The organism is Streptomyces sp. NPDC052042 (assembly GCF_044548345.1).
GTDB lineage: Bacteria > Actinomycetota > Actinomycetes > Streptomycetales > Streptomycetaceae > Streptomyces.
The window spans coordinates 86,505-101,079 of record NZ_JBIUBU010000009.1 but is presented as its reverse complement, the minus strand read 5'-3'; the positions used below and the strand labels follow the sequence as shown (position 1 = coordinate 101,079).

Here is a 14,575-nt window from a genome sequence, read left to right as displayed (position 1 = left end):
GCCGCCCCCGACACGGCAGCCGTGGTGGGCGTCCGCCGTCCGGTGCGGTGGCACGACCGGGCCGCGGGCGCTGCGGCCCGCGCTCTCATGACGTCGGGCAGAGCGCGGCCCGCCGCGCCGTGTGACGCTGCTCGCGGGGGCGGCGACGTGTGAGCCGGACGTACGGGAGGCGATGTGGGCCCCGACAGGCTGGAGACACCGCGGCACGGGACGGAACAGGGGTCGGTGCTGCGCCGCAGAACCTTCGTGAAAGCGGGCGTCGGGCTGGTCTCGGCGACGGCCGGCGCCTGTTCTCCTTCTTCGCCCGCCCGTGGCGGCCGGGCGGCAGCCTCGCACCGGCCCGAGACCGAACGGGATCGTCCGGGGACACCCGACTGGCGTATCCGGTGGCAGGGGCCCGCGGCGGCCGTCGTCGGGTACGCCGACCGGGTGAGTGTGACACCGGGCGAGGAGTGCGGTCTGTACGTTTCGACGACCGCCTCGTCCTTCCGCGTCTCGGCCTTCCGCATCGGCTGGTACGGCGGGGCCGAGGCCCGGCTCGTCTGGTCGTCCGAGCGCATACCGGGCCGCGTCCAGACGGAGCCGGGCTTCCTGTCCGACACCCGCACGGTCCGCGCGGACTGGCGGCGCACTCTGAGCTTCGGCACGGCGGGCTGGCCGGAGGGCGCGTATCTGCTGCGGCTCGACACGGAGGACGGCCACCAGCGCTACGTCCCGCTGATCGTGCGCTCCGCGCAGGGCGCGGGCCGAACGGTGCTCATGCACGCGCCCGCCACCTGGCAGGCCTACAACCGGTGGGGCGGCTACAGCCTCTACGAGGGCCCCTTTGGGGCGTACGCCGCACGGTCTCTCGCCGTGAGCTTCGACCGGCCCTACGACTCCGACGGCGCGGAGAAGTTCATGGTGTACGAGCGGGCGGCGGTGGTCCTCGCCGAACGGCTCGGCATCCCTCTCGCGTACACCACCGGGGTCGACGTGCACCGCGACCCGGAGGTGCTGCGCGGGGCGGTCGCCGTCATCTGTCTCGGCCACGACGAGTACTGGACCCCGCAGCAGCGTCAGCACGTCGCCCGGGCCCGCGACGCCGGCACCAACGTGGCCTTTCTCGGCGCCAACACCTGCTTTCGCCGGGTCCGCCTGGAGCAGGACGGGACACGGCCCGAGCGCACGGTGGTCTGCTACAAGTCCTCCTACCCGGCCGACCCCTACTACTCCACCCACCCCTCCTTGGTGACGACGGACTTCCGCCGGTCCCCGGCGGCCGACCCGGAGTCCTCGCTGACGGGCGTGCTCTACGAGGGTTATCCGACGGATGCGCCCTATGTCGTCCACGCGGCGGATCAGTGGCTGTACGAGGGAACTGGGGTACGCCGCGGCGACGGCTTCGACCATCTGGTCGGTGTGGAGTACGACCGGGTCACCCCGGGCGCGCCCGTCCCCGAACCCCTGGAGATAACGGCCCATTCCCCTCTGGTGTGCAACGGACGCCGGAGCAACAGCGACTCGGCGTACTACACCGCGCGAAGCGGCGCGGGCGTCTTCGCGACCGGCACCATGCGGTGGGTGGAGGCGCTGATGGCCGGAACCCCCGACGGGGGACGCGACCACGGTATGGACGCCCGGACCCGCGCCTTCGTCACCCGCACGACGGAGAACCTCCTGCGCGCTTTCGCACAGGGCCCCGCCGCCCACCACCGGCCCGCACCGCGTCCGAACGTGACGGAGGTGTACAGGGACAGGGCCTGAAGGAACTCCCCGTTCGTCGTTCGCGGTTCCCGGATTCGGGTCGCGCGGCACCTGGGGCGCGGCTCCGGGCGGTGTCGGTGCCCGGCATGGCCCTGCTGCGAGCCTGGGAGGAACGCCCGAGCAGACGCTCCTCCTTCTCCAAGGAACGGACCGCTTTCTTCCAGGCACGGCCCGCCGAGATGACGGCCGACTCGGCGGGCGGTCGGCGGCACGGGGGCAGTCGAGCAGATCATCGAATTATCCCGGTGCGGTGGGTGACTGGGCTGTTACAGTCCGATCGCCCCGGAGTACGGGGAGCAACGGAAAACAGAATGAGGGGGCACAGTTGCGCATACGTCTGAGACGGATGGCTGCGGCGATCGGGGTGGGGCTCGCGCTGGCCCTGGCGCCGATCACGGGGACCGCGGCAGCGGGGGAGACGGGCACCATGGCTGTCACGGACATGGACTTCACCCCGTCCACAGTGGACGCGACGCCTGGCGGAAAGACCGTCACGCTCCGCTGGACGATGACGGACACCACCCCAGGGACCGACGGCATGAGTGCGCGGGTCTACCTGCGCCGCCAGGGCGCCACGGCCGGCACGTACCTGGGCGTGCCGCTGGTCGGGACCCATGACCTGGGCTCCTCCGGTCAGGACATCACCCTGGTGCCCGGTTCGACGCCCCAGGAGGCCACCTACGAGTGGACGCTGGCCGTTCCGCAGTACGCGGCCGGGACATCGGTCATCTGGGCCGTCACCCGCCTGGAGGCCTGGGACACCCAGGGCACCTCGCTGGACTGGGGTGCCGACCGGCTGGGTGCGTTCCACAACACGTTCGAGGCGAAGACGCTCGCCGACGCGGAGGGCCCGACGTACGACGACCTCGCGGTGGACAACGAACGGAAACCGTACGTCTACGTCGGCGAAGACTCGTCGAGCATGACCTACCTGCTCAACGTGCACGACTCCCAGGCCGGCGTCTCAGGCGGCACCCTGACGCTGACCGGCCCTGGCGGGCAGCAGCTGACCGGTTCGTTCGCCATCGAGTGGACCTGGTACGCGGGCTACCAGGGCTGTGGCTACATCGAGTGGGGCCAGACGGACGCCAGGTCCTGTCGCGTGTCCGTGACTTTCCCCGCGCACGCGGCATCGGGCACGTGGACCGTCTCGCAGGTCGAGCTCACGGACAACGCGGGCAACACCAGCACCTACGACAACCTCTCAGCCGCGCCGGTCCACGTCACCTCCAATGACGTGCTCTCCGCGGACGGCTTCACGGCGACGCCGAACCCGGTCGACACCTGGCAGGGCGCCCGGACGATCCAGGTCGGCTTCCGGCCCCACGGGGACCGGGGCGGGGTCGCGTCGGCGGTGGTGGACACCGACAGCGTCAACGGCTGCCGACAGACCTCCACCACGGCGACGACCGCGGCGGACGGGACCGTCTCGGTGGACTACGACGTGCCGCGGAAGGTCTTCACCTGCCACATCACCGGCGTGATCATCACGGACAACGCCGGGAACGTCGCTCTGTACGGCTCGGAGTTCGGCGCACCGGAAACCGGTCTGACGATCACTTCGGCACCCGACACGGTGCTGCCCGAGATCGACCGGGCCACGCTCTCGCCCACCACCATCCCGGCAACGGAACACTTCACGGACATCCGCCTCACCGTCAACATCTCGGGCACCACCGCAGGTGTCAACGGCTACGACGTCTATCTGGTCGACTCCTCGGGGCAGGAGATCCCGGCCGTGTCCGGCGGCGCCCCACTGACCTTCAGCGGCCCGTTGACCATCTCCTTCCCACTACCCTTCAATGTGGGCCCCGGGACGTACACCATCGCCCTGCGCCTCTCCGACCAGGCGTACAAGTCCTCGTCCTTCGGTTTCCGGAACGGCACCCCGATGCCGGGCGGCCCGGTGACTCTGACGGTCACGTAAGGGCTGTCCCCTGAACCGCGGTGGACCAGCGCCCGGCGCGGGCCAGGCCTCGGCCGTCCCGTCCGCGTCCCCACCACCGCCCCCGTGCCGCCCGCGGTCGCTGACCGCTCCCGCACATCGACGGCCCGGCACCGCTGACAGCCCGTCGTCCAGAGCTGTCCCGGTGCGTCGGCCGTGCGGGAACTGCGCGACCCGTACGGGGCGCGGAACGGCGGAGCGCCGGTTTTGTCGGGGAACCCGCGCTCCGTCGGCGGGCATGCGGGGCTCAGTCCCTGGCCGCGCCGCGGTCCTCGGACTGCTGCCGGGCGCGGCTGAACTCGCCGGCGCCGACCCGGGCGGCGAGGGTGTCGTCGCGGCCGGACAGCAGGGAGCCGTAGCCGGTGGCGGCCCACAGGCTGCGTTCGGCGGGCACCTCGAAGTAGGGGACGGTGCGGCCCTGGTCCCGGACCGCCAGCACCTGCGGCGGGCGGCGGGCGCGCAGGGCCTGGCCGCAGTCCTCGCAGACCGCGACGTCGGCCCGCTCCCGGCGGCCGAGGGGGCGCCAGGTGGTCCGGCGGACGGCGGTGCCGTGCCGGGGGTCGAAGAAGCACAGCGGGAGTCCGGGGGCCGGGGCCAGGGCGGAGCGTCCCTCGGCGGCCAGGGCCAGCACTCCGACCAGGTCGGGAAGGCCCCGTGCGGCGTCCAGCACCCGGCCGGCCGCGTCGTAGGCGTCCAGGGCCCGGCCCAGGCCTGGGGTGGTCTCGTCGTCGGCGTGCTCCACGGCCTCGCCGAGGGCGAGCAGTTCGGCGGCGGCCTGGCGGCGCAGCCCGGCCTCGTCGGCTGCCTGCTCGGCGGCGAAGACGGCGTCGGGGAAGGTGAAGGCGGTGTGCCGGGGCGAGCGGCGGCGGACCAGGACGACGGCGCCGACGGCGGCGAGGACCAGCACCGCGGCGACCGCGAGCAGGGTCCCCGAGCCGCCGCCGGAGGCGTTCTCCCTGACCTCGGGCCGGGCCGAGTACTCCTTGTTGATCCTGGCGGTCTCGGCCTTGTAGACCTCGGTGCCCTTGCCGTCCTTGATCAGCTCCACGGCCTTGCCGACCCGGGCGGCCAGTCCGGCGTCGTCGAGTTCCTTGAGGAATCCGACGGCGGAGGCGGCGTCGCGGGTCTGATGGGCGTCGGTGGGCCACTCGGTGCCGTTGAGCCACTTCCCGTACGCGGCGTTGGTGATCAGGATCAGCTGCTGCCGGTCGAGCCGTTCCTTGAGCACCGCGGCGAGGGTGCGGGGGTCTCCGTCGAAGGCGTCGCCCTTCTTCAGCGGCACCAGGACCACCTTGATCGGCAGGCCGGTCGCGTCGATCTGGTCGGCCAGGGCCTGCTGCTGGGAGGGGTTGACGGCGGCCGCGTAGGACGGGTCGACATAGACAGGGTCGGTGGTCAGCGCCTCGGCGATCTTCGTGGCGCTGGGCCCGGTCCCCGCGGTTTCCGCCCGGGCGGGGGCGCCGGCGGTGAGCAGCGCCGTGCAGGCCAGCAGCAGGGCGGCGAGCAGTCCGGCGGCGAGGCCGCGGGAGGCGCCGGTCGGGCGGTCACTGGTCAGTCGGTCACTGGACACTGGCGGACTCCCTGGCCCTGAGGATGAGTGCTTCGAGCCCTTCACGGGCGGCCGGCAGGACCTGCCCGGCCTCGTCCCAGGCGGTCCGGGTGCGGCCGTCCGCCCCGGGCAGGCGCAGCAGCCGTTCGGTGGCCGCCCGTTCGCGGTCGGCGGGGTCGGCGGCGCTGTGGCTGGCGCCGACGCTGCGCAAGGCGTCCCGGCAGGCGGGGCACAGCTGCGCGAACCTGGGGCCGATGCCGAGGTCGGCGAGCCACCCCGGGACCTTGCCGCCGGTGGCCTCGCCGTGCAGCGGGTTGAGCCGGCAGAGGGTGGGGTGGAGGTGTCCCCGGAGGGCGGCGAGTCCGGCCTGGGCGAGCACCGCGACGGCCGCCAGATCGGCCGCCTCGGTGGCCTCGTCCGGGCGCTCGCCGCCGGTGTTGGCCAGCAGTTCGGCGGCGTCCAGGCAGTCCCAGGCGCGGGGGCGGCCGGGCGCCTCCTGGTCGGCGGCGGCCAGTTGCCCGGAGAGCTCGCGGACATCGGCGGCGGCCCAGGCACGCAGTTGCCGGACGGACGGCAGCGCGGTGGCGTGCCGGGGTCCGGAATGCTGCGGCGGCGAGGGGTCGGCCGCGCGGGTGCGGCGGGAGTGCAGCACGGCCCGCGTGACGGCGATCACCAGCCAGGCGATCAGCAGCAGGGCGCCCAGCAGCATCGTGCCGAGCATGATCCCGGGCGCGAAGTCGCTGCTGAACAGGCCGGGCAGCCGGTTGTCGTGCAGCGGGGGCAGTTCGGCGTCGCGGGTCGCGGGGTCGTCGCCCTTGCTCGGCTCGGCGTCGGCGACGGCGTCCAGGGTCTGGTTGAGGCGCGGCACCACCTGCAGGTCGCCGTCGTCGCGGTACTCCGGGTAGTGGACGGTGGACGACAGACGCATGAAGCGGCGCGCGGCGTCCTGGTCGGTGCCGAAGGTGTCCAGGTCGATCCGGCCGGACACCGGGTCGATCAGCACGTAGACGCCGTTCTGGCCGGTGCGCTGATGGACCCGGGCGAGCAGGAGGCTGCTGTCGCCGCCGCTCTCGTCGTCGCTGTGGGTCGGCGTGACCAGCACATGCACCGGGCCCTTGGGCGCGAGTTCGGCGATCCGTTGCCGGATCGCGGGCAGGTCGGCGGGGGTCAGCACGTCCGCGGTGGACGGGTCCTGGTGGATCGGTCCGGCGGCGAGCCCGGTGGCGACCTCCTCCACCCGGGCGTCCAGGTCGCCCTGGGTGACGTGGAGGTACGGGCTGTCGACGGTCTGCGGGAAGACGGTGGGCGCGGCCTGCACCACGGCGACCGCGGCGGCCACCGCGGCCACCACCGTCAGCGGCAGCACACCGCGTCGGCGGGTGGCGAACCAGGTGGTGCGGGCCGGGGCCTTCGGGTTCGCCGCGGCCTTGCCTGGGCCCTTGCCCGATCTCTTGCCCGGTATGACGGCCTGGGCCTTCGAGTCGACGGCCGTCTTCCTCCCGGCCGGCCGCGGCCGGCCGGAGCGGCGGAAGGAGAGCCGGATGCCGAGGGCCAGCACCAGGCCGGGGAGCACCACCACGGCCAGGCCGAGCAGCAGGTTCTGGTTCTGCCGGTCGGTGGAGCTGATGTACAGATCGGGCTTGCCGTCCTTGCGGTAGCGGTCGTACAGCTCGTCGGCCTTGGCGGCGGCCTGGTCGCGGCCGGAGGCGATCGCGTCGACGAAGGACTCGAACGCGGCGAGCGGGCCGGCCCCGTACGGGGTGCCGTACAGGGCGATGCGGCGGGCTTCCTCGACGGGGACATCGACGCCGAACGTGGAGGCGGTGATGCTGCTGTGGTTGCCGATCAGCACGTACAGGCCGTTCTCGCCGAGCCGGTCGTGCACCAGGCCGAGCAGTGTGGCGTCGCCCGAGGGCAGCGCCAGCACGTAGGTGGGCACGCCGGTGCGCTGGGCGAGCGCGGCGATGTCCGGAGCGAGGGAGCGCGGCAGTTTGCGGGGGCGGTCGGCCGAGACGTAGACCGGGTTCTTGCGCAGTTCCGCGGCCAGGCGCTCGGACTGGGTCGCACCGTCGGCGCGTCGATCGGCCGGCGCGGTGGTGGCGGTCGCCGGGGACGTCGCCGTGGCGCTCGGCGCCGTGCCGGGGTCGGTCGCAACCGCCGTTCCGGCGCTGCCGAGCAGCACGAGCGCCGCGAGTGCCCCGAGCGCCGTGCCCGCCCGGGTCCTGAACGTCCCGGTCCGTCGCCGTATCCCTGTCAGCGTCCGCATAGGCGCCCTCCCGGTGGTTCGGCCGGTCACTTTACCCGCGCTTGATGCCGACAAGTACGGACGTCTTCCGGCCCCCGGGTGGTGCGAGGCGGTTGCATCGCGGGCGGCGATGCCGCCACGGGCGCGGCCGGACGGAGGGGCGAGGAGCCAGGGTCTCGGCGTCGCCCTTCGACGGCGAGGGTGCGAGGAGGCGTACCGGCACCGCCGTGCGGCCCGGCAAAGCGGCGCGGTGTCCCTGGCATCGCTTCCGATCCGCCGCCCTTGCCGCGGTCAGGTAATTCCCGGAGGCCGGCCGACGGGGTTTCGGGCGGAGCTTCCCTCGGGCCATCTGCGGAAAACCGGTCGACGGGCCGGACCGGAGTCGTCATGATCCGCACTTGTGACGATCCCCAAGCAGTTCCTGGTCCGGGCCGCCGCCCGCAACAACGCCGAGTGGTGCGCGGCGATGAGCCGATCACACGGTGTGGAGGGCGAGTTCGGAGCACAGGCCTGGGCCGCCCCGTCTCGTACGCCGCTCTACTACCCGGACGCGGTGACGCTGGTGCCGGACGCCGACCCCGCCGCGCTGGCGGCCCGGATCGACACCACCGCACCCGGCGCCTCCGTCAAGGACGGCTTCGCCGACCTCGACCTGACGGAGGGCGGCTTCCAGGTGCTGTTCGAGGCGCAGTGGATCCACCGGCCGGCGCGTGCGCCCGCTCCCGCGCCGGATCTTTCCTGGAACGTGGTGGGCGACCCGGACATGCTGCACACCTGGGCGCTCGCCTGGGACGACGGGGACGGCGACGCGGACCTCTTCCGGCCCCAACTGCTCGACGACCCCGCCACCTTCGTGCTTTCCGGAAAGACCGAAGACGGCCGTGTGGTCACCGGTGCGGTGGCGAGCCGCGGCGACGAAGTGGTCGGAGTCTCCAATGTGTTCGCGCTGGACGGCGGTCCCGACACGGCCTGGCCGGTCGTACTGGACGCAGTCACGCGGCTGTTCCCCTCCTTGCCGGTGGTCGGCTACGAGCAGGGCGACGCCCTGGCGGCAGCCATCCGTCATGGCTTCGAGCCGGTCGGTCCGCTGCGTGTCTGGCTGCATGGCCGGTAACCGGACCGGATCCAAGGCCGCCCCGTCATGCGGCGCGAGCACGACCAGCGACCACAACTGCGCCGCCTGCCTCCTCCACGCCCACGACACCGCCATCGACCCCGAGGAGAACGGAACCACCCATGACCACCTGGACCACCCGTCCCGAGACCGCCGAGGACATCCCTGCCATCCGCGGCATCGTCCTCGCGGCCTTCCCCACCCCGGAGGAGGCCGACCTCGTCGACGCCCTGCGCGCCGACCCCAGGACGTGGATCGACGGCCTGTCCGTGATCACCACCGCCTCTGACGGCACCCCGGTCGGACACGCCCTGCTCACCCGCTGCCACGTCGACGGCGAGCCCGCCCTCGCCCTGGCCCCGTGTGCGGTACTGCCCTCCGTACAACGCACCGGCGCCGGATCCGCTGCCATCCGCGCCGCCCTGGACGCAGCCCGGGCCATCGGGGAGAACCTCGTCGTCGTCCTGGGACACGCCAACTACTACCCGCGGTTCGGCTTTGCCCCCGCTTCCCGGTTCGGCATCCACGCACCTTTCGAGGTGGCTGACGAGTTCATGATGGCGATGGCCCTCGACGACACCCGCCCGGTCCCCACCGGCACCATCCGGTACCCGGCCGCGTTCGGCGTCTGACCCGGCTCGGGCTGGGGCCGCACGACGGACGCATCCGGCTCAACGTTCCCGGGCGCCGCGCCCGGAGGCGATCCGCTCCCGGCCCGAACGGTAGGGCGACTGGAGGACGGCGTCCGTGCTCCTCGCGCTCCCGCTCAACCACGCAAGAAAGGCGACGACGAAGAGGCCCTCGACGAACAGGGACAGAGCGCCGTACGGTGGCTCCCAGCCGGCTTCGTGGTAGCCGTCCGGCAAGCCGACGGTGCGTGAAAGCAGAAACCCGACGATCATGCCGAGACTGACCGCGGCTCCGGTCAGCCAGGCGAGATGGGGACGCTTCGAGATCAGTAGGGCCGCCGCGACGACGAGCATGACGGCACTACCGACGGCGAACAGGACGCCGATGTAGAACTTCTCCTCAAGATGATCAGCGACGAGAAGTCCGTGCAGCACCGTGTTGCCGACGGCACAGCAGGCTCCCAGCCCTCTCAGGGGGGCTTGGGCGGGATAGGTGGAGTTCATCATGACTCCAGCTGTTCACTTGCACGGACCGGATGACAGGGGGACGCCGACGGCTGCGGACCGAGGCGGGGCGCCGATTCACCGCTCGCAGACCGTATCGCCCCGAGGACCGTCTCCGGCTGTGTGTTCGCCGCGCAGCTCGACGCAGCACGAGCCGGGCCGAGGGGCGAGTACCGCCGTGGTCCTGTCGCTTCCGAGGCCGTGCAGGTAGCCGGCCAGGAAAGCCTGATTGACGGCGCAGATCAGGTCCGGAGCCTTCGCCGCCAGGGGGTGGAAGGGGCAGTTGCGCAGCCGTAGCAGCGTGGGCGTGGCGCGCTCGGGCTCGAAACCGAAGTCTTCGAGTGTTTCGGCGGCGACGCTCAGTCCCCGCTCGGCGCCGAGCCGCCCGGGACGTACCCGCTCGCGTTCGGCCTCACCCAGGGCCTGTCCGCGCTGGTGCGCCACCCGAAGTGCGGCCGCACGGGCCGACTCGCCTTCCGCCTCCGTCAGGACGGCTTCGGTGAGGACGTCGGCCAGCATGCCGTAGCGCCGTTCGGGGATGGTCACCGCGATGGCCTCGGCCACCGGCTCGTACACCTTGGGCCGACGGCCGACCTTGCGGATTCCTGTGGAGGTGTCATAGCGGGCTTGGAGCAGACCGGCCGCCACCAGCTTGTCGAGATGGAAGGCGGCCAGCTTGCGCGAGATGCCGAGGCTGTTGGCCACCTCCTCGCGGGTGACCGGTAGCCGCGTCTGCCGTATGAACTCGAACATACGGAGCCGGGTGGCGTCGCCGAGTGCTGCCAGGGTGGACAGCGAGGCGTGGTCGAGTCCCACACGAACAGAATATCGACCATCAAAGTAGGTGAAAACCCCCTTTAACCCTTTTTCTTGCGACAGATGAGAAATAAGGAAAACGGGTGTGTGTGGATCGCATGAGGAGTGGGCCTGGGCCGGCTCACCATCTGCCGGGACGAGGGGCAATCCGCCGGACAGCCGCCGCTGTGGATCCCTCCACACACCTGAAGGGTGTGCGGAGAGGCTGACGATCACCGCTCGACCAGACTGCCGCACTCCCAGCGGCGGGCACGGTCAGCCCGACGGACCGGGGCGGGACAGGACGTGGTGGCCCCGGCGGACGATCCGGCTTGACGACCGCCCGGCCGATCAGGCCGTCCGGGCCGACGGCGACGCTGCCAAACGCTCCATTCCTGAGCCGTCGCCTCCGGATCGTGAGTCGTCGCCAACGCGGAAAACGTGGGTGCGCGTGGGTTCTCGGCCGTGCCAGGATGGCGCCGGAAAGCGAGGGCGCGTGGACGAGTTGAGACGATTCCGCCTCGCCCTGGTCGCGTGGGCGGCCGGCGGAGCGGAGGCGGGGGAGGCCGCCGCGGTGGCGCGGGAGCTGGCCGGCGGCGGTGCGCGGACGATCGTGCTCGTCGAAGGGAGCAGCGACCAGGTCGCGCTCGAAGCGCTGGCCACGCGCTACGGCCGCGACCTCGGTGCGGAGGGCGTCGCGGTCGTCCCGCTCGGGGGCGCGACGAGCATCGGGCGTTTCCTGGACGTGTGCGGTCCCCCGGGGCTCGGCCTGCCGCTGGCCGGTCTCTGCGACATCGGCGAGGTGCGGCACTTCCGGCGCCATCTTGAGCGGGTCGGGCTCGGATCCGACATCACGCAGGCCGAACTGGAGACACTCGGGTTCCATGTGTGCGTCGCCGACCTGGAGGACGAGCTGATCCGCGCGATCGGGGCCGAGGGTGTGCAGCAGGTGATCGAGGCCCAGGGCGAGACGCGCCCTTTCCACACCTTCCAGGGCCAGCCGGCACAGCGGGAACGGCCCGTGGAGCACCAACTGCGGCGCTTCATGGGCACGCACAGCGGCCGCAAGGCCCTCTACGCTCAGGCGCTGGTCGCGCACCTGCGCCCCGAGCGCGTTCCCCGGCCGCTGGAGCGCCTCCTCGCGCACGTCTGACACGGCCGACGCCAACGCCATCGCCGTGCCGGCTCCTCCTCGCCGCCTCCACCGTTCGTGGCCGCCCCGACCTCGCAGCCCGGCACACCACCGTCCACCTCGGCATGCCCGAGTTCCGCAGCGTTGTCGCTCGCATCGCCCCGCGGATCGATGCACTCGTGCGGTGAGCCCCGGGCCGGTGGCTCTTCTGCTGTAACGCGAGTTCAACTGACGTCCGGGAGAGGGTGTTTGGTGCTTGAGTGACCACTCGTCATCGCTTCCGGCAGTGACATCGCAGGCATGTAGTCTCGGTCTTGACCAATCGTCTCGTGGTTTGGAGGAAGCACCGATGACGAAGGCCCCGTTCGTCGCCATGGCCGCCGCTACCGCGGCGCTTGGGACCGCGCTTGGCTCCCTCGCGCTTCAGCTGCGCGCAGAAGGCTATGAGCAGTACGTCGAATCCGTGACCACCTTCAGCGTCCTGATGTACATCACCGCAGCTCTGGTCGTGGTGACATGGGTCCGGGACGGTCGGCCGCACTCGAACTGAGTTCTTTGACGCAGGTTGTGAGCGTCGCCGTCTCCGGCCCACGACGCGTTGTGCCCGTCCGCCGCGGGGCGGGCGCGGGGCCGGCCGGTCACCCCGCCGCGAGGCAGTGGGACGTCGGCCGGATGGGGGCGACCAGCTTGGAGAGGTTCACCAAGGCGGCGTCGGTCTTCGCAGCGCCGTCGAAGACGACCTGGGTCGCCGGGGTGCGGCCGTAAGTGACGACGACTTTCCTGCTGTCGGTGGACTGGGCCTGGTCGATGACCCAGTCCACGCCGTCGACGGCGAAACACGGGTCGCCGGTTGGCCCGGGAGGGGTGACACCGCAGCGCAGCACGATGGCGCGGTCTCCCCAGAGGGCGATGCCGGGAAGGTCGCTGTCGCGGCGGGGCAGGCCGGCGAGGGACGCGGGGGCGGCGTCGGCGATGCGGTGGCAGTGCGGGGCGCCGGAGGCTTTGGCAGGGCGTATTCCGGCATCGGTACCCGTGTCGGCGAGGGCGTAGGCGGTGAGGGCGGCGCCGGCGGCGACGACGCACACTCCCGCGATCAGTGCGGGCCGCGATCGGCGGATGGAGGGCATGCTCGGCGTCGTCTTCCCGGGGTGGGGGCGGTTGGTTCGGGCGCAACGTTAGGGCACCGGGAAGGACCCGATCGAGGCGGCCCGGACTCATGTCCCTCCGGCATCGCTTCTTTGGCCATCTCCCCAAGGGACTTGGTGGAGACGGTTGTTCGTGCCGGAGTTCGGTCGCGCGAGCAGAACGACCGTTCCAGCCGATGCGCGAGCTAGTGCCGCATCAGGCAACGTTCGCCCCGTCGCGACGTCCGGCACGCCCTCTCGCCGCACCGGCCGAAAACCCGAGTACGTCCAGTACGAGGGTTTCCGGCCTGCACACCGAGAGCACGCACCGGACGCGCTCCTTGACGGGCAAACGTTGCCTGCCCAGGCACGATCGACGACGACGGCGGCGGCCACTGACCCCGCCTCCGTTCCCCGGGGTCCGTGTCCCGGCCCCGGTCACGGTCGTCGCGGCACGGGGAGGACAATGACCGGTGAAGCGGGCCGCCGCCGCGCGGGGTCCCGTGACCAAAAGGGGAATGCCGTGACCGTCACCTGGCGCAGCGCCGTGTCCTACGCGCTCACCGTCGTCGTCCTGTCCTGGCTGACCGGGGCGGCCGTGGACCTGGCATGGGCGGTCGCTTACGGCGACCTCGGGGGGTGGGCCTCCCTCTGGGTGAAGGACCCGTGGAATGCGGTCTTCGTCGTGGCCGCCACCGCGTCCCTGACGCTGGCCAGGGGGCTGCTGGCCGCGCTGCCGCGCTGGCGCGTGGTCCTGGTCGACGGGTTCGTCTACCTGGTGATGCTGCTGGTCTGCTCGGGGCTGTCGGCGTGGGCCGGTGGCGACGACGCCCCGGCGGACACGGCGTCCATGATGGCGGTCTACGCGCTGTTCACGCTGCAACTTCCCGCCGCGTGGCTGCTGTGCGTGTGGCGCACGGGGCACCTGGAGGTCGTTCTCAGCCGGGCCGGGTGGTACAGGACGCACAGCGACCGCAAGAACCACAGGGACCACGGGGACGACCAGCGGAATGCGGCCGGGCGATGACGACGACCCGACGCCCTCACGCGGCCGTGGCGGTGGCCGCCGCCTGTGCGATCCTCGCCGGCTGCTCGACCCCGGACCCGATCGGCGACACCACGCCCGGGGAGCGGCTCACCAGGATCCTGAAGGAGGGCGAACGCCCCACGGCTCCCGACTTCTCCGGCACCTCGCTGGAGGGCGACGAGATCCACCTGTCCGGCTACCGGGGCAAGGTCGTGCTGGTCAATGCCTGGGCCTCCTGGTGCGGTCCCTGCCGGGCGGAGGCGCCCGAGTTGAAGAGGATCCAGGAGAAGTGGGGCGTCCGCGGCGTCCAGGTACTGGGGCTCGACAACGACGGCAGCCGAGCCGACGGACTCGCCTTCCAGAAGGAGTTCCGTCCGGGCTACCCGTCCCTGCACGATCCGGCGGGCAAGCAGGCCCTGAGGCTGCCACACGGCCTGGTGAACACGCAGACGCTCCCGTTCACGATCGTCATCGACCCGGAGGGAAAGGTGGCGGCGACCCGCATGGGAGCGGTGACGGAGCCGCAGATCGCGAAGGTCATCGCCCCGCTGCTGGCCGCCGCGGGGCACCCATCGTGAGGGCACGCAGCCGGAACAGCACGCGAAGGGCTGTCCCGCCCCTCACCGTGAGGCGTACTCGGTGGCCTCTCTGCGGGGCGCCATGGGGCGCGTGCTCATGTCCCCGTCATTCCCGCGTCGGCTTCCCCGGACGGTTGCCCGGCGCCGTGTTCGCGGCCTTGCCCGAGAAGGCGCCGGCGCCCGGCCG

Annotated in this window: 13 protein-coding genes; 8 read left to right on the top strand and 5 right to left on the bottom strand. The window is 72.1% G+C overall.

Going from position 1 to position 14,575, the window contains the following annotated elements; all coding sequences use genetic code 11:
• The first annotated feature begins 429 nt into the window (after nucleotides 1-429).
• Nucleotides 430-1,746 (top strand): N,N-dimethylformamidase beta subunit family domain-containing protein, encoded by a 1,317-nt coding sequence (locus ACIHCL_RS17190; RefSeq protein ID WP_399862465.1) that lies wholly within the window; start codon nucleotides 430-432, stop codon nucleotides 1,744-1,746.
• A 346-nt stretch (nucleotides 1,747-2,092) separates the two neighbouring features.
• Nucleotides 2,093-3,673: a hypothetical protein gene (locus ACIHCL_RS17185; protein WP_399862463.1), complete on the top strand. Its 1,581-nt coding sequence runs from the start codon at nucleotides 2,093-2,095 to the stop codon at nucleotides 3,671-3,673.
• A gap of 265 nt (nucleotides 3,674-3,938) precedes the next feature.
• On the opposite strand, the gene ACIHCL_RS17180 is transcribed toward ACIHCL_RS17185, so the two are convergent.
• Complete coding sequence (locus ACIHCL_RS17180) at nucleotides 3,939-5,261, bottom strand: hypothetical protein (RefSeq protein ID WP_399862461.1); 1,323 nt, start codon at nucleotides 5,259-5,261, stop codon at nucleotides 3,939-3,941.
• A complete protein-coding gene (locus ACIHCL_RS17175; RefSeq protein ID WP_399862459.1) occupies nucleotides 5,251-7,506 on the bottom strand; it encodes a hypothetical protein in 2,256 nt (751 codons plus the stop codon). Before ACIHCL_RS17175 ends, ACIHCL_RS17180 begins: the two co-directional genes overlap by 11 nt.
• Nucleotides 7,507-7,885: 379 nt before the next feature.
• Between ACIHCL_RS17175 and ACIHCL_RS17170 the strand changes: the two genes are divergently transcribed.
• Nucleotides 7,886-8,599: a hypothetical protein gene (locus tag ACIHCL_RS17170; protein ID WP_399862457.1), complete on the top strand. Its 714-nt coding sequence runs from the start codon at nucleotides 7,886-7,888 to the stop codon at nucleotides 8,597-8,599.
• A gap of 122 nt (nucleotides 8,600-8,721) precedes the next feature.
• Complete coding sequence (locus tag ACIHCL_RS17165; RefSeq protein ID WP_399862454.1) at nucleotides 8,722-9,231, top strand: GNAT family N-acetyltransferase; 510 nt, start codon at nucleotides 8,722-8,724, stop codon at nucleotides 9,229-9,231.
• A 39-nt stretch (nucleotides 9,232-9,270) separates the two neighbouring features.
• Here the strand turns inward: ACIHCL_RS17165 and ACIHCL_RS17160 are convergent, their stop codons facing one another.
• Together ACIHCL_RS17160 and ACIHCL_RS17155 are read right to left on the bottom strand one after the other, a co-directional pair.
• On the bottom strand, nucleotides 9,271-9,735 hold the full coding sequence (locus ACIHCL_RS17160) for a hypothetical protein (RefSeq protein WP_399862452.1): 465 nt from the start codon (nucleotides 9,733-9,735) through the stop codon (nucleotides 9,271-9,273).
• Nucleotides 9,736-9,810: 75 nt separating this feature from the next.
• On the bottom strand, nucleotides 9,811-10,548 hold the full coding sequence (locus ACIHCL_RS17155) for a helix-turn-helix transcriptional regulator (RefSeq protein WP_399862450.1): 738 nt from the start codon (nucleotides 10,546-10,548) through the stop codon (nucleotides 9,811-9,813).
• A gap of 475 nt (nucleotides 10,549-11,023) precedes the next feature.
• Between ACIHCL_RS17155 and ACIHCL_RS17150 the strand changes: the two genes are divergently transcribed.
• Nucleotides 11,024-11,680: a TOPRIM nucleotidyl transferase/hydrolase domain-containing protein gene (locus tag ACIHCL_RS17150; RefSeq protein WP_399862447.1), complete on the top strand. Its 657-nt coding sequence runs from the start codon at nucleotides 11,024-11,026 to the stop codon at nucleotides 11,678-11,680.
• Nucleotides 11,681-12,008: 328 nt separating this feature from the next.
• Nucleotides 12,009-12,209, top strand: a complete 201-nt coding sequence (locus tag ACIHCL_RS17145; protein WP_399862445.1) for an SCO3870 family protein — start codon at nucleotides 12,009-12,011, stop codon at nucleotides 12,207-12,209.
• Nucleotides 12,210-12,297: 88 nt separating this feature from the next.
• On the opposite strand, the gene ACIHCL_RS17140 is transcribed toward ACIHCL_RS17145, so the two are convergent.
• Entirely contained in the window at nucleotides 12,298-12,786 is a 489-nt protein-coding gene (locus ACIHCL_RS17140; RefSeq protein WP_399862443.1) for a DUF3515 family protein, read from the bottom strand.
• Between the two features lie 520 nt (nucleotides 12,787-13,306).
• On the opposite strand from ACIHCL_RS17140, the gene ACIHCL_RS17135 reads away from it, so the two are divergent.
• Both ACIHCL_RS17135 and ACIHCL_RS17130 read left to right on the top strand, forming a co-directional pair.
• Nucleotides 13,307-13,810, top strand: a complete 504-nt coding sequence (locus ACIHCL_RS17135) for a hypothetical protein (protein ID WP_399862441.1) — start codon at nucleotides 13,307-13,309, stop codon at nucleotides 13,808-13,810.
• Nucleotides 13,807-14,388, top strand: a complete 582-nt coding sequence (locus ACIHCL_RS17130; protein WP_399862439.1) for a TlpA family protein disulfide reductase — start codon at nucleotides 13,807-13,809, stop codon at nucleotides 14,386-14,388. Before ACIHCL_RS17135 ends, ACIHCL_RS17130 begins: the two co-directional genes overlap by 4 nt.
• Nucleotides 14,389-14,575: the final 187 nt, after the last annotated feature.